General features: G+C 54.7%; 11 protein-coding genes. 5 read left to right on the forward strand and 6 right to left on the reverse strand.

What is annotated here, in order from left to right:
- Positions 1–37: 37 nt before the first annotated feature.
- Entirely contained in the window at positions 38–1,993 is a 1,956-nt protein-coding gene (locus tag ABRZ26_RS12745; protein ID WP_319604506.1) for a bifunctional 2',3'-cyclic-nucleotide 2'-phosphodiesterase/3'-nucleotidase, read from the reverse strand.
- Between the two features lie 203 nt (positions 1,994–2,196).
- On the opposite strand from ABRZ26_RS12745, the gene cysQ reads away from it, so the two are divergent.
- Both cysQ and ABRZ26_RS12755 read left to right on the forward strand, forming a co-directional pair.
- Positions 2,197–2,937, forward strand: a complete 741-nt coding sequence (gene cysQ / locus ABRZ26_RS12750) for a 3'(2'),5'-bisphosphate nucleotidase CysQ (RefSeq protein ID WP_319604507.1) — start codon at positions 2,197–2,199, stop codon at positions 2,935–2,937.
- Positions 2,938–3,335: 398 nt separating this feature from the next.
- Positions 3,336–3,542 (forward strand): DUF1107 domain-containing protein, encoded by a 207-nt coding sequence (locus ABRZ26_RS12755; protein ID WP_319604508.1) that lies wholly within the window; start codon positions 3,336–3,338, stop codon positions 3,540–3,542.
- 53 nt (positions 3,543–3,595) lie between these two features.
- Here the strand turns inward: ABRZ26_RS12755 and paeA are convergent, their stop codons facing one another.
- Together paeA and msrA are read right to left on the reverse strand one after the other, a co-directional pair.
- A complete protein-coding gene (paeA, locus tag ABRZ26_RS12760; RefSeq protein WP_319604509.1) occupies positions 3,596–4,918 on the reverse strand; it encodes a polyamine export protein PaeA in 1,323 nt (440 codons plus the stop codon).
- A gap of 160 nt (positions 4,919–5,078) precedes the next feature.
- Positions 5,079–5,717 (reverse strand): peptide-methionine (S)-S-oxide reductase MsrA, encoded by a 639-nt coding sequence (gene msrA / locus ABRZ26_RS12765; protein ID WP_319604510.1) that lies wholly within the window; start codon positions 5,715–5,717, stop codon positions 5,079–5,081.
- A gap of 505 nt (positions 5,718–6,222) precedes the next feature.
- Between msrA and tamA the strand changes: the two genes are divergently transcribed.
- The 3 genes from tamA to ABRZ26_RS12780 are packed head-to-tail and all read left to right on the forward strand — an operon-like array spanning position 6,223 to position 12,250.
- Complete coding sequence (tamA, locus tag ABRZ26_RS12770; RefSeq protein WP_319604576.1) at positions 6,223–7,944, forward strand: autotransporter assembly complex protein TamA; 1,722 nt, start codon at positions 6,223–6,225, stop codon at positions 7,942–7,944.
- Positions 7,941–11,903 carry an autotransporter assembly complex protein TamB gene (gene tamB, locus ABRZ26_RS12775; RefSeq protein WP_413556215.1) on the forward strand — a complete coding sequence of 1,321 codons (3,963 nt, stop codon included), beginning with the start codon at positions 7,941–7,943 and terminating at the stop codon, positions 11,901–11,903. Before tamA ends, tamB begins: the two co-directional genes overlap by 4 nt.
- Before the next feature lie 2 nt (positions 11,904–11,905).
- Positions 11,906–12,250 (forward strand): gamma-glutamylcyclotransferase family protein, encoded by a 345-nt coding sequence (locus ABRZ26_RS12780; protein WP_319604511.1) that lies wholly within the window; start codon positions 11,906–11,908, stop codon positions 12,248–12,250.
- A 77-nt stretch (positions 12,251–12,327) separates the two neighbouring features.
- On the opposite strand, the gene ssuD is transcribed toward ABRZ26_RS12780, so the two are convergent.
- The 3 genes from ssuD to ppa all read right to left on the reverse strand — a co-directional run bounded on the left by ssuD (position 12,328) and on the right by ppa (position 15,834).
- Positions 12,328–13,494 carry an FMNH2-dependent alkanesulfonate monooxygenase gene (gene ssuD, locus ABRZ26_RS12785; protein ID WP_319604512.1) on the reverse strand — a complete coding sequence of 389 codons (1,167 nt, stop codon included), beginning with the start codon at positions 13,492–13,494 and terminating at the stop codon, positions 12,328–12,330.
- A gap of 110 nt (positions 13,495–13,604) precedes the next feature.
- Positions 13,605–14,573, reverse strand: a complete 969-nt coding sequence (locus ABRZ26_RS12790; protein ID WP_319604513.1) for a sulfonate ABC transporter substrate-binding protein — start codon at positions 14,571–14,573, stop codon at positions 13,605–13,607.
- Positions 14,574–15,306: 733 nt separating this feature from the next.
- Positions 15,307–15,834: an inorganic diphosphatase gene (gene ppa / locus ABRZ26_RS12795; RefSeq protein ID WP_319604514.1), complete on the reverse strand. Its 528-nt coding sequence runs from the start codon at positions 15,832–15,834 to the stop codon at positions 15,307–15,309.
- Between the last annotated feature and the right edge of the window lie 61 nt (positions 15,835–15,895).

The following is a 15,895-nucleotide window of genomic DNA, read 5'->3' on the forward strand; positions in this document are numbered from 1 at the left end:
GGTTTCTGATGCCTGCTGACGCAGGCATCGGTTGCATTTACGGTTTGGGATGTTGCAGATCGAGGCGGTAAATCGCGAATCCCGTCTCGTCGGCGCCGACGGAGACCATCGGATATTGGGTTTTTTCTTTAATGAAAGCCGCGGCTTTGTCGGACGGCGATGTGGCGAAACGGATATCCAGCGGGGTGCTGCTGGTGATGGGCGCCAGCCGCCAGTTATTATCCGCCTGGGGTTTCACTTCTCCCGACCTTTGCGTTTCGGCGCTGATATAGGCCGCCAGCACGGCGCGGTTTTCATCCGGCGAGGCAAAGGCGACATGTTTTTCGCCGGTGCCGGCAAACTTCTCGCCATAGGCGCGGTAGTTATTGGTCGCAATGAGGAAGATCGCGTCGGGAGCGATAGCCTTACCCTTGAAGGTCAGGTTTTTGATACGGTGGGCGTCGTCGTTGATTAAGGCGCATTCACCGTCATAACGCGCCGGCTGCGTGACATCGATCTGATAGTTCACGCCGTCGATAACATCAAAGTTATAGGTACGAAAGCCGTCCCAGTTGAGCAACTCCTGGGGTTTACTCTCGTGGATATCAATTTGTTTGAACTGGCCCGCCGAACATTCCAGCCACTCCCGAACCTCTTTACCATTCACTTTCACCACCACCAGCGTGTTGGGATACAGGTAAAGATCCGCCGCATTACGGAAGGTGAGCCGGCCTTTTTCCACTTCGACATAGCTGGCCGGATCGTTTTTACGTCCGCCGGCCTTAAAAGGCGCGGCGGCGGACAATACCGGCAAGTCGGCCAGATCCGGGTCGCCCTGGATAAAGTGTTCGACATAAGCGCGCTGGGCGTTGTTGACGATCTGTACGGTCGGATCGTCCTGAATCAGCGACAGATAGCTGTACATGTTATCGGCGGATTTGCCGATCGGTTTGCCGACGAAGTCACGGGTATTGCGGTGCGCTTCAGACAATACGTTGACCAGGTTCGCGTCTTCCGGCGCCAGCGATTTTTTCTGCGCTTTATCATAGATGGGTCTGGCTTCCGCTTTGGCCTTCTCGACGCGCCACGCGCCGTCGTCGTTATTCAGCGTGAAATCGACGACGCCGAGATGATCGCCCCACTGGCCCGGCATCACGGCGGGAATGCCATTGAGGGTGCCTTGAGCGATATCGGCGCCTTTGATGGCGCTAAAATCCTGGCTGGGGAAGACGGCATGGGCATGGCCGAACATGATGGCATCAATACCCGGAATCTGGCTGAGGTAGTAGACGGAATTTTCCGCCATGGCTTTGTAAGGTTCGGCGGAGAGGCCGGAGTGAGGGATGGCGATCACCAGATCGGCTCCCTGTTTACGTATTTCCGGCACCCACTTTCTGGCGCTTTCGGTAATGTCTTCCACCGTGACTTTGCCCGCCAGATTGGCCTTATCCCACACCAGAATTTGCGGCGGCACAAAACCAACATAGCCGATGCGCAGCCTGTGGGATTTCCCATCGCGGTCGATGACCGTTTTATCTTCTATGAGGTAGGGCGTGAACAGGGGTTTACCGGTTTTGGCGTCCAATACGTTGGCGTTGACATAAGGAAATTTTGCGCCGGCCAGCGCCTTATGCAGATAATCCAGACCATAGTTAAACTCATGGTTGCCAATGTTGCCGACGGAGTAATCAAGCGTATTGAGCGCCTGATAGACGGGGTGAACCTCGCCGTCTTTTAAGCCCCTGGCCGCCATGTAGTCCCCTAATGGGCTGCCCTGGATGATATCGCCGTTATCGACCAGGACGCTGTTTGTCGCTTGCGCGCGCGCCGCGTGGATCAGACTGGCGGTGCGAACCAGCCCGAATTTATCGGTCGGCGTATCTTTGTAATAATCAAAGTCCATCATATTGCTGTGCAAATCGGTGGTTTCCAGTACCCGTAAATCAACGGTTGCGGCGTGAACGGTTGTGGCGACAAGCGCAGCAAGCAGGCTTAATGCCGGCGAATGCTTCATTGCTTTAACTCCTTTGCGGCTGTTATTTGGGGTATATCTCATATAATGATGAATCTATGGTTAAACATCAGCGTGAAATGTGAGGGTGTTCATAAAATAACGGCGATAATCGTCGTTCGTTTCACCGTTGTATAATGATAGACAGTGGCAGTGTGACGACGATGGCGCGTTCCACGGCATAACCGGTAACGATGAGGTAGAAAATGCTAGAACATATTTGCCAACTGGCCCGTGACGCAGGGGATGCCATAATGGCGGTTTATGAGGGACATCAACCCCTTGAAGTAGCCCGTAAAAAAGATGATTCACCGGTGACAGCCGCCGATCTGGCCGCTCACCGGGTGATTAAAGCGGGGTTGGCGGCGGCGTTCCCGGATATTCCGCTACTCTCGGAAGAAGATCCGGCGCCGTGGTCGGAACGCCGGCACTGGCAGCGCTATTGGCTGGTCGATCCGCTGGATGGCACCAAAGAATTCCTTAATCGGAATGGCGAATTTACGGTCAATATCGCGCTGATTGAAAACGGTCAGGCGGTGCTGGGCGTGGTCTATGTGCCGGTTACCGACGTGATGTATTCCGCGGCGGAAGGCAAGGCCTGGAAAGAAGATAAAACCGGGCGTCGGCAGATCGTCATACAGGATTCCCGCCCGCCGCTGGTCGTGGTGAGTCGTTCTCATGCGGACCAAGAGCTGAAAGACTATCTTGCCCAGTTGGGCGAGCATCAAACGGTGGCGATCGGATCGTCGCTGAAATTTTGTCTGGTGGCGGAAGGGAAGGCCCAGCTTTATCCTCGCTTCGGACCCACCAACGTATGGGATACCGCCGCCGGACATGCGGTTGCCGCCGCGGCCGGCGCGCAGATTCATGACTGGCAGGGCCAGCCGTTGACCTACACGCCGCGAGAGTCGTTTCTGAACCCCGGTTTTCGCGTGTCGCTGTTCTGATTCACGCGCTTTTCTTTTCCCGCCATCAATGCGGCAGGGATAACCTGCCGCATTCTCCCCACATTGTGCTTTCCTGTTCTTCAGCGTGGCGAAAAAGCGCGCTGATTGTCGTCATTTTGTCATCTGCATTGCGTAGATTAGCCTCCGGCCTATGCAGGATCGCCAGAGCGCACGAATACATCATTTTTTGAATACTTACACTAATAGTGAGCGAAATATTTAAATACCATTCTGTAAAAGTGTGTAAAAGCAGTTAATGATACTGTTCGACGCGGAACTTAATGCTATTTTTATTGCACTAACAGTCAGTATCCATTGTTGCATGACGCTCTGCACCCTTGATCATGTCGGCGGTGGAAAGGGCATAGAAAAATAAGAGAATAAGGAGAGTAAAAACGATGAGGATCTTCGAACGTTACAATCCTATGAAGGTCGCAAAGTATGTGAAAACACTCTTTCGCGGACGGATTTATATTAAAGGCGTCGGCGCTTTTGAATTCGATTACGGCAAAATTTTATTGCCAAAGACGCAAGACAAGCGGCATCTGCTGGTGATGTCTGAAGTTAACCGTCAGGTTATCCGATTACAGGCTGAGATGGGATGAAGCTAACCCCGTCGCATCCGGGAATGACGGCGGGGCATAAGCCGCTAAAAGGGTTACTTTTTCTCTGCTGATTTTGCTTCGCCGCCGGCGGGTTTTTCGTCCAGACGGGTAACCAGCAACTGGTCGATCTTATAGCTATCAATATCCACGACTTCGAATTTGAAGCCTGAGAAGCGAACGAAGTCGGTCCGTTTGGGAATTTTGCGCAAGGTGTACATCATAAATCCGCCGATGGTTTCATAATTGCCCGCATGCGGGAAATCATCGATGCACAGCGCGCGCATGACGTCTTCTATCGGCGTACCCCCTTCGATCAGCCAGGAGTTTTCATCACGGGCGACAATTTGCTCTTCCAGGCCCTGGCCGACCAAATCGCCCATCAACGTGGTCATGACGTCGTTAAGGGTAATGATCCCCACCACCAGCGCATATTCGTTCAGAATAACGGCGAAGTCTTCTCCCGCCGTTTTAAAACTTTCCAATGCTTCAGACAGCGTCAGCGTATCGGGCACGATCAGCGCGGGGCGAATCTGTACGCCGCTGTGCAGCTCAAGACTCTGGTTGCCCAGCACCCGGTTCAGCAGATCTTTTGAGTCGACGTAGCCGACAACCTGGTCGATGTGACCGTCGCAGACCAGGAATTTAGAATGCGGCTGTTGGGCGATTTTCTCTTTGATCTGCGCTTCCTGTTCATGCAGATCAAAAAACACCACGCTTTCGCGCGACGTCATGGAAGAGGGTACCGTGCGCGACTCCAGTTCGAACACGTTTTCGATCAGCTCATGTTCCTGCTTACGCAACACGCCCGCCAGCGCCCCCGCTTCGACCACGGCGTAAATATCATCGGAGGTGATGTCGTCTTTACGCACCATCGGCAGTTTAAGCAGCCGGAAAATCACGTTTGCCAATCCGTTAAACAGCCAGACCAGCGGGCGGAAGATAAACAGGCAGAAGCGCATAGGATTGATAATGCGGATGGCAACGGCCTCTGGGGCAATCATGCCAATGCGTTTCGGCGTCAGATCGCCAAATAAAATAAACAGACTGGTGACCAGTACGAACGAGCAGATAAAGCTGACTTTGTCCGCCGACTCCGGCGACATGAATTGTTCAAATAACAGAGAGAAAGTGGGGGAGAAAGCGGCGTCGCCGATTATACCGGCCAGAATAGCGACGGCATTGACGCCTATCTGAATAACGGTAAAGAAAATACCGGGCGTTTCCTGAAACTTTAAGACCAGATCGGCGTTGAGGTTGCCCTCATCAGCCATTTGTTTAAGTTTTAATTTACGAGAGGCGGCCAATGAGATTTCAGACAGCGCAAAAAAAGCGCTGATGGCAATAAGAGCAATAATAAGTAATAGACTGTTTAACATAGTGTTTTCGCTTTAACCCCAGAAAGGGGAAAGGTCATCCTCAGAAAGGCGAATTATCTCAAATAACGCACAAAAAGCCGTTAACAGGGCTGGTTGGTTACCAGCCCAAATTTTTAATAGCGAACCATTATAACAGGAGTGATGAAATTACCGCCAGATTTCAGCGCTGAGGGGGCAGACACACGCCTATGCCGCCTAGCCCGCAATAGCCTGCCGGGTTTTTATGCAGATATTGCTGGTGTTCGTCTTCGGCATAATAGAACGGACCGGCGGGAGCGATTTCCGTGCTGATGCGCCGGTTATCGCCGTTGTCTTTCATCGCCTGTTGAAAACTCAGATAACTCTCGCGGGCCGCCTTTTCCTGTTCCGGCGCGAGCGTATAAATCGCGGAGCGGTATTGGGTGCCGATATCGCCGCCCTGGCGCATACCCTGCGCCGGATCGTGGTTTTCCCAGAAGAGCTGCAAGAGCCGGTCGTAACCGATCGTCTCAGGATCAAACACCACGCGTACCGCTTCGGCGTGGTCGGTTTGTCCGCTGCAAACTTCGCGGTAGGTGGGGTTGGGCGTGTAGCCGCCGGTATAACCCGCGGCCGTGCTGTAAACGCCGGGCTGTTGCCAAAAAAGACGCTCGGCGCCCCAAAAACAGCCCATGGCGAAGAGCGCGACTTGCATATTATCCGGCACATGGGTCATGGAGTGTTCACTGACGGCATGCAATCTGGCGACCGGCATCGGCGTTATACGTCCGGGCAGCGCGTCTGATTGCTTAATCCGCTGCGTTTTATCAACGTTCTGCATCACTTATCTCTCTCCAAAACATGGCTGTGAAATTCTCCTGTTCATCGTCTTCCAAATGACGGACAGGCATCGGCTTTATCCTCGACCTTCAGGCGCCGCCGTCAGCCGCGCGCAAATGGCTCCCTGGCGGCGAGTCGTCGCGCGCATGAGCGGTTTCAACGCCTGTCGTTGGCCGCTATCCCTGCGAGTTGATAATTAGCGAGTATAATATTCAGAGCATAACCGAGAAGCTTTAACCTGTCTTGATAGCGCATCGGCGTTTAATGTTAAGATTATGTTTACCTGTAACGCGGTATTTTGGCATTTACCGGTTTAAGATATATATCTAAAGGAAAATATTGATATTTCCTGCTAACGTTCAGGCAGAGGGTGTTTGCCGATATCATGCGGTATGAAAACGATATTCTAGATTTGATGTGACCGAATAAGGTTATCAGGAAGCTAAGTGACTATTCTCTCAGGAAAAAAAAACAGCCATTCGGGCTTCTGCGCGCCACGCCGACATATTTGGGGTTTACTGTGCGTACTCCTATTTCCCTCCGCAAGTTTTGCCGCCAATGTGCGTTTACAAGTCGTTGGATTAGACGGCGCGCTGCAAAAGAACGTGCGGGCGCGTTTATCCACGATTGCCGCCGATGAAGTGACTGCCGACGGTCGTTTCCGCTCGCGCGTCGATGATGCGATCCGCCAGGGATTACGCGCCCTGGGTTATTATGATCCGCAGATCGCCTTTGAGTTTCGTCCCGCGGTCAATGGCGGGCGGCCGGTGCTGATTGCCAGCGTAACGCCGGGCGAACCGGTAAAAGTAGCTGATGTGAATATTGTGCTGCGCGGCGGAGCCCATGACGACAAGGATTATCAGCAACTGGTGAAGAATGATGCGCCCGACGTCGGCAGCGTACTTAATCATGGCGATTACGATAGCTTCAAGAATTCACTGAATAGTTTGTCGTTGCGCAAAGGGTATTTCGACGCCCGCTTTTTGCAGAGTCGGTTAGGCGTCTTGCAGGCGGAACGCCAGGCTTTCTGGGATATCGATTTTGACAGCGGCGAGCGTTACCGTTTTGGCGAGGTCAAATTCGAAGGTTCGCAAATTCGTGAGGAATATCTGCGTAATCTGGTGCCGTTTCATGCCGGCGATGCCTACAGCAGCGAAGAGCTGGGCGAGTTTAACCGTCGTTTATCGGCCACCGGATGGTTCAATTCGGTGGTGGTTTCCCCTGATTTCAGTCAGTCGAAAGCAACCAAAACCCTGCCGCTGGAAGCGGTCATCACACCCCGTACCCGTAACCGCATCGAAACCGGGGTAGGGTATGCCACGGACGTAGGGCCGCGGCTTAAAACCACCTGGAACAAACCCTGGATCAACAGCTACGGGCATAGTCTGGAAAGCAGCATCAACGTCTCCGCGCCGGAACAGAGCCTCGATCTGAGTTATAAAATTCCTTTGCTGAAGAATCCGTTAGAGCAGTATTACCTGCTACAGGGCGGTTTCAAACGCGAGGATCTCAACGATACCAAGTCCGATTCGACCACGCTGAACGTCGCGCGCTACTGGGATCTCTCCAGCGGCTGGCAGCGGTCCGTCAACCTGCGCTGGAGCCTCGACCACTTTACCCAGGGCAGCGTGACGGACACCACCATGCTGATCTATCCCGGCGTGAGCATCAACCGCACCCGCCAGCGCGGCGGTCTGATGCCGGTATGGGGCGACAGTCAACGCTACTCTGTCGATGTTTCCGATACCCTGTGGGGGTCGGATATTGATTTCGCCGTGTTGCAGGCGCAGAACGTCTGGATCAGAACGCTGGCGGAGAAACACCGCTTTGTGGCGCGCGGCAATCTGGGCTGGATCGAAACCAACAATTTCTCGCGCGTTCCGCCTTCTCTGCGTTTCTTCGCCGGGGGCGATCGCAGCATTCGCGGCTATAAGTACAAATCCATATCGCCGCGGGACAGCGACGATAAATTGACCGGCGCATCCAAACTGGTCACCGGTTCGCTGGAGTATCAATACAACGTGACGGGGAAATGGTGGGGCGCCGTTTTCCTGGATTCGGGCGAGGCCGTCAACGACATTAAACAGAGCGACTTTAAAACCGGCGCGGGCGTCGGCGTGCGTTGGGCATCGCCAATCGGCCCGGTGAAATTGGACGTTGCGACGCCGATCGGCGATCCGGAAAAAAATGACGTGCAGTTCTATATCGCTTTGGGGCCTGAATTATGAGTCTGAAGAATAACCTGGGCCTGATGAAAAAAGTTGGCATCGGTCTTCTCGCTTTCCTGTTGCTGTTGCTCATCACGCTGGTGCTGCTGGTGGGGACGACGCCGGGTTTACATCTGTTGCTGAATGGCGCCGCGCGCTTTGTGCCGGGGCTGGACATCGCCAGCGTCAGCGGAGGCTGGCGCGATCTGACGCTGAAAGATATGCGTTATCAAATGCCGGGCGTCACGGTTAAGGCCGATACGTTTCATTTGTCATTGGCGCCGCGCTGTTTGTTGCAGAGTCAACTGTGCATCAACGATCTGTCGGCACAGAATATTGATGTGGTGGTGGACAGCAAGTCGTTGCCGGTTTCCGAGGAAGCGCCGGCGCCCAGCGAGCCGCTGACTGAATTATCCGCGCCGTTTCCCATCTCGCTGCGTCAACTGGCGTTGAACAACGTTCACGTCGCCGTAGACGATACGGCCATCTCATTGGCCGAATTCCGCACCGGCATGGAGTGGAAAGCGCGCAGTTTGACGCTGCTGCCGACCAGGATCGGCGCTTTGCTGGTCGCGCTGCCGAAAACCCCCGTCGGCGCGCTGGAAGAGGGCAAGGCGACGGCGGCGCAAGTGACGGCGGCCGTTAAAGAAACCGCCGACAGCGTCCGCGAGTCGCTGGAAAGCGGGACGGCGCAAACGGTTCAGATTGATAAAACGCTCTCCGGGGCGCAAACGTCGTCTGCCGCGCCGCTGACGCCCGCCGATAAAAACGGCGCGGCGGATAAGCCAGCCGCAAGCGACGCGGCGTCCGCTCAGCCGCAGCAAGCGCTCGGCGAGCGGCTAACCGAACTGTTCTCCAAACCGTTACTGCCCGACTTGCCGCAATTCACCCTGCCGCTGGATCTGAACATCACGGAAATTCATGGCGAGCAACTGCGGCTGACGGGCGATCAGGACATCCTTATCGCCGATTTATGGATCCAGGCCTCCACGCAGGCGCAACGCCTGACGCTGGATAGATTGGTTGTCCGGTCTCCGCAAGGGGGGTTGAATGTCCGGGGCAATGCGACGCTCAGCGATAACTGGCCGGTTTCCTTATCGGCTAACGGCGTCATCAATGTCGACCCGCTGAAAGGGGAAACGCTCAAGCTCAGCGTGGACGGCGGCCTGCGTGAAAAACTGAATATCGCGCTCAATCTGTCCGGCCCGCAGCGCGCGCAGCTCAATCTGCAAACCGAACTGGCGCAAGCGGGGTTGCCGCTGGCGCTGACGCTGCAAACCGATCGGCTGCGCTGGCCGTTAACCGGGGCGCCGCAATATCAGGTCGACAACCTGCAATTGCAGTTAAGCGGCCAGGCTACGGATTACACCCTTTCGCTGCGCAGCGATCTGCGCGGCGCCGACCTGCCGCCCGCGGCGCTGTCGCTGAACGGCAAAGGCAATGTGCAGCAGTTCACGCTGTCGCGCCTGCGATTGTCCGCTCTACAGGGCCATGCCGATCTCAGCGGCGTGGTCGACTGGAGCAAAGCCATTAGCTGGCGCAGCGAACTGCTCTTGAGCGGCATCAATACGGCGAAACAGTGGCCGGACTGGCCGGCGAAAATCGACGGCAAGGTGACCACGCGCGGCAGTCTGTACGGCGGCAGCTGGCAGCTACAGGTGCCGGAACTGCGTCTGGACGGCAATGTGAAGCAGAACAAGCTGTCCGCCAGAGGCGAACTGCGGGGAAATGCGGCCGGGCAATGGCAAATTCCGGGTCTGAATCTGGCGCTGGGTTCCAACCAATTGAATGTTAAGGGCGAATTGAATGATCGGTGGCGGCTGGACGCCGATATCAATGCGCCGTCGTTGAACGGCACGCTGCCCGGTCTGGCCGGGCGCGCGGTCGGTACGTTGAAATTACGCGGCAATCTGCGCGAACCGCAGATTCTGGCGGATATCACCGCATCGGGCCTGCGTTGGCAAGAGATGACCATTAGCCGTATAAAAGTGGACGCCGACGTGCGCTCCGAGCAACAGATCCAGGGCAAGCTGGCGGTGCGCCTGGAACAACTGCATCAGGCGGGGCTGGATATCAGCCTGCTGACGTTGGCTGCCGACGGCAATGAAAAACAGCATCAGTTACGCCTGAATATGGAAGGCGAGCCGGTATCGGGGCAACTGGCGCTATCCGGCGGCTTCGATCGGCAAACGCAGCGCTGGCGCGGTACGCTGAGCAATACCCGGTTTGATACGCCGGTCGGCGAGTGGCGTCTGATGCAGGCGCTGGCGCTGGATTATCAGAATACCCAGCAGAAAATCAGTATTGGCACGCACTGCTGGCGTAATCCAAATGCCGAGCTTTGCGTTCCCCGAACCATTGAAGCCGGGCCGAGCGGTCAGGCCAGCATCAGATTAAACCGCTTCGATTTAGCCATGCTTAAACCTTTCCTGGGCGAGGACACCGTTTTGGCGGGTACCTTTACCGGCGGCGCCGATGTGAGCTGGCAGCCGGGACAGGGCTTGCCGCAGGCGAAAGTGACGCTGGCGGGCAACGGCGTGAATATCCGCCAGCAAGTGCAGGGAAAAACGTTGCCTGTCGCGTTTGACACGCTGACCCTGAATGCCGGTATCGATCGCGGCCGCGTGCAGCTTGGCTGGCTTATCGCCATCCGGGATAACGGGCGTTTCACCGGCAATGTGCAGATTACCGATCCGCAGGGAAGACGTAATCTTGGCGGCAATGTCGCCATCAATAATATTTCGCTGGCGCTGCTTGCCCCGGTATTGCAGCAGGGGGAAAAGGCCACGGGCATGCTGAATGCCGATTTGCGTCTGGCGGGGAATGCCGCGCGCCCGCAGGTATTCGGTCAGATCGCGCTGGAGCAGTTTGATCTGGACGGCCGCTGGATGCCGATCGATCTGACGAACGGGCGTCTGGCGGTTCATTTCAACGGCATGTCTTCCACGATGCAGGGATTCCTGAAAACCAATAACGGCCAGTTAAACCTGAGCGGCAATGCCGATTGGGAAAATCCCAATGCATGGCGGGCGCGCATTGCGGCCAAAGGGGAGAAAATTCGGGTTACCGTGCCGCCGATGGCGCGGCTGGACGTTACGCCGGATATTGTGTTTGAGGCTACGCCGCAACTGTTTGCGTTAAATGGTTCGGTCAGTATCCCGTGGGCGCGTATCGTGGTCAACGAACTGCCTGAAAGCGCGGTCGCGGTGTCGTCGGATGAGGTCATGCTGGATGAAAACCGTCAGCCGTTGGCGCAAGCCTCTACATCTATCCCCATCAACAGCAACCTGACTATCCGTATCGGCGATGATGTCCGGCTGGATGCCTACGGGCTTAAGGCGAGTTTGCAGGGCGATCTGAAAATGACGCAGGACGAGCGCGGGCTGGGGATTAACGGGCAGGTCAATATCCCTTCCGGCCGTTTCAAAGCCTACGGACAGGATCTGATTGTGCAAAAAGGACTGATTCTGTTCTCCGGTCCGCCGGATCAGCCGGTGCTGAATATCGAGGCCGTGCGTAATCCCGATAATACCGCCGATGACGTCACCGCCGGCGTGCGCGTCACCGGAATGGCGAGCGCGCCCAAGCTTGAAGTGTTCTCCAATCCGACCATGTCGCAACAGGAAGCGCTCTCCTATCTGCTCAGAGGCGAGGGACTCGGCAGCAGCGGAGCCGATAGTTCGGCAATGACATCGATGCTGATTGGTTTAGGGGTTGCGCAAAGTGGTCAAGTTGTGGGTAAAATCGGCGAGGCTTTCGGGGTAAGTAATTTAGCTCTGGATACACAGGGCGTTGGCGATGATTCACAAGTGGTCGTCAGCGGTTACGTGCTTCCCGGCCTGCAAGTTAAATACGGTGTTGGCATATTTGATTCTTTGGCGACGTTAACGCTGCGTTACCGCTTGATGCCAAAACTATACTTGGAAGCGGTGTCTGGTATCGATCAGGCATTAGATGTGCTCTATCAGTTTGAGTTCTAGCGATGCGAATTATTGTCTACGGCAGTTTACGACGCAAACAGGGAAATAGTCACTGGATGACCAACGCCCAATGGCTGGGGGATTGTCAACTCGCTGGATATGAGTTGTATGACCTCGGCCACTATCCGGCGGTGGTGACTGGCGATGGGGAAATTTATGGTGAAGTGTATCGCATCAGTTCGTCAATACTGGCGGAGCTGGATGCATTAAAACGAGACGGTCATGAATACCGGCGGGAGCTGATTTCCACGCCCTACGGCAGCGCGTGGATCTATCTGTATCAGCATTCGGTGACCGGATTGAAACGGCTCGCCAGCGGCGACTGGCTGAAGCGCGACGAGGAATAGCGGATGCCGCCGACCGCAATCAGGAAACATTGCAAACTCTGCGCAGGCGATGTTTCAGATTGCGGTCGATAGCGGTTTTAACCCACCGCCGCAACATCATTACTGGCGCGATTATCAAATGCGCCCCCGGTGAAGACGCGCGGCGTGCCTCCTCCGGTCACGATCTGATCCGCCTGCGTCACGGGTTTTTTCCCCGGCAATAAAGGGAATACCAGCTCAGCAAAACGGATAGACTCTTCCAGATGCGGATAGCCGGACAGTACAAAAGTATCTACGCCCAGATCGGCATATTCCTGCAAGCGCTGCGCGACCGTCTGAGGATCGCCCACCAGCGCCGTGCCGGCTCCCCCGCGAACCAATCCCACCCCTGCCCAGAGATTCGGACTGATTTCCAGCTTATCCCTCCTGCCGCCATGCAAGGATGAGATCCGATGCTGACCCACGGAGTCCTGCCGCGCGAAATTCGCCTGCGCTTTGGCTATCGTTTCATCGTCCAGATGCTGGATTAACCGCTCCGCCGCCTGCCAGGCTTCAGCATTCGTTTCCCGTACAATGACATGCAAACGCACGCCGAAACGAACCTGACGTCCATGTTTTTCGGCTTTTGCACGCACATCCTCGATCTTTTCTTTCACGGCTTCGGGCGGTTCGCCCCAGGTCAAATACGCATCGACCTGCTTGCCGGCAAGTTCATGGGCGGCCTCGGAAGAACCGCCGAAATAAAGCGGGGGAGAGGATTTTTTTTCTGAAGAGTAATAATTCCTGGCATTTTTGGCCTGGATATACTTGCCGTCAAAGTTGACCGTTTCGTCGTTGAATAGCTTTTTCCATACCGTAATAAACTCATCGGCCAGTTCATAACGCTGGTCGTGCTCCAGGAATACGCCTTCGGCAGCCAGCTCGTCGGCATCGCCGCCGGGCACCACATTAAGCAATAACCTGCCGTGTAAGGCTTGATCCAGCGTCGCGGCCTGCCTGGCGATGACGACGGGATGCGCCGTTGAGGTTCGTAAAGCGACCAACAGCTTAATGCGGCTGGTCACGGGAACCAGGCTCGCAGCGGTAATCCACGGGTCGAGATTACCGCTGCCGGTGGGAATTAACAGACCGTCGTATCCCAGATTCTCTGCTGAAACGGCAATCTGTCGTAAATATTCATTTGTCGCATAACGCCCGGCAGGCGATTTACCAAGATAACGCGTGTCGCCGGAGGTGGGCAGAAACCAGAAAATTTCTGTGCTCATCGTATATCTCCTTACTCTATAAAGGATTAATCAACCGGTATGCACGCGGTAAATCATGATGAATAACGTCATCCGGCAATCGCTGTATTACCCCGTTATGGGTTAGGGCCTTAAGGTTTATCCTGCGACCAACGCGCCTGACTGACATCGACTTTCACCGGAATCAAACCAACGTCGGTAAACGTATCGGCCAGTGTCTGCTGCTGGCGAATCACGTCATCGGTGATGCGTTGCGTACCGAAAGGCATACGCGCCAGCGCCCGCAGCCATATCGGTTGCGGCAGGCCAGTGCTTTGGGACAGCACTCGCGCCACCTCTTCATGATTATCGTTGGCCCAGTCGCTCAGTTGCGCCAGTTGTTCGATGACCAGCTTGGCGATGTCGGGATGGTTTTCAGCAAATCGGCGGCTTGCGAGATAGAAGGTGTAGTGCGGGACAAGGCCTTCGGCATCCTGAAGCCGGCGCGCGCCGGCGTTGGTTTCAACCTCCGCATAGAACGGGTCCCAGATGACCCAGGCGTCGATGCTGCCATTCTGGAATGCCGCCCGCGCATCGCTGGGCGTCAGGTAGACCGGCGTGATATCGGTATAGGCCAGCCCGGCTTTTTTCAGCGCCTCGATGAGCAGATAATTCACATCCGACCCCTTATTCAGGGCCACCCGCTTGCCTTTAAGATCTTGTACGTTTTGCACCGTCGATTCTTTCGGCACCACGATCGCTTCGGTCTTTGGATTGGGGATGTTGTGCGCCAGATAAATCAAATCCGCTTTAGCCGCCTGGGCGAAGGCGGGAGGGGCGTCGCCGGTGGCGGCAAGGTCGATACTGCCGACGTTGAGCCCTTCCAGCATTTGCGGACCGGCGGGAAATTCGATCCAGCGGGTGGCGATGCCCTTCTGTTTCAACGCTTCGTCGAGCGTGCCGCGGGATTTGAGCAGCGCCAGAATATTGGCTTTTTGAAAGCCGATATTCAACTGCTTGAGCGGCTGTGTCTCCGCCAATGCCTGACTGAATATTCCCAGCGCCGCCAACGCGGCGACCAGGCGCAGAAAGCGCCGTGCTAAAACATACCCGTAATTCATAAAACCGCCTGTTTATCTGTCGTGAAATATCTAAAAAACTCAGCAGGAGATTAAGACGAACCGCCTGGATTAACGTCAATCGTTTTTAATACGCAATGCCGTTTACGCTCGGGCGCTGAACAGCGTTAATAACGCGGCCGGCAAGATAATACTGCCGCCGTATTCATATTTAAAATCACCTCATCCCGTCGCCAGAAGTAAGGCTTACGTTGTAAGAGCTCGCCGATATTGTCAAAGTAAAAGATTGGTATTGCATAGGATATTTAATGATTAGTGATATAAAATATTTAAAATCACCAATATGACAAACATAAAAACCAAATAAATGTTTTTGTTAGGCATTATCATCTAAGGAAGGCCGGCCGGCATGATATTGTTTTTATCATGATTGAACGGTTTCTCTTGCCGCCAAATACCGTTCTTTAATTAAGGGTAAAACGACGGTCGTCAGGATTGGCATCGTGTAATAATCAGAAATTGATAGCCGGAAAAAACATTTATCAATTAATTCCATGCTCTGTCTATGGCCTTTAAAAACGGATGACGTTAAGCGCAGGTATTGCGCGGCGAGATATATTTAGGAATGCAGGATGTTGATGACAAAGTGCGGCGAGCGGTGAGAATGGATAGATCGTAAAGACGCTTTACTCTTCTATTCTATTTCATTCTCACCGTTCTGGTTCGGTAGATAGTCTGGCATGCCGGCTTACGCCGGCATGATGGAGGAAGGTTTTTATTTCTTGGCGCGCTCGAAGGAGGCGACGATTTCCGCTTTAGCGGCTTCGGCGTTCTCCCAACCTTCCACTTTTACCCACTTGCCTTTTTCCAGATCTTTGTAATGTTCAAAGAAATGGGTAATCTGCGCGCGCAGTAATTCCGGCAGATCGTTGACGTCTTTGATGTGATCGTATTCTTTGGTCAACTTGCTGTGCGGCACGGCGACCAGCTTGGCGTCTTCACCCGATTCGTCAGTCATTTTCAGTACGCCGACCGGACGGCAACGGATCACCGCGCCCGGCTGCAACGGATACGGCGTCGGCACCAGTACGTCGACCGGGTCGCCATCCAGCGACAGAGTATGATTGATGTAGCCATAGTTGCATGGATAGAACATGGCGGTAGACATGAAGCGGTCTACAAACAGCTCCCCGCTATCTTTATCAACTTCATATTTGATCGGATCGGCGTTAGCCGGGATTTCAATAATGACGTAGATATCTTCTGGCAGATCTTTACCCGCCGGGACATTGTTCAGACTCATGTCGGTTTCCTTCTCTTCAAACCTGAAATGGAGTGGCGGTCATTATAGCCAAAACGCGCTT

The sequence above is a fragment of the Brenneria sp. L4-2C genome (assembly GCF_040240335.1).
In the GTDB taxonomy this organism is placed as follows: domain Bacteria; phylum Pseudomonadota; class Gammaproteobacteria; order Enterobacterales; family Enterobacteriaceae; genus Brenneria.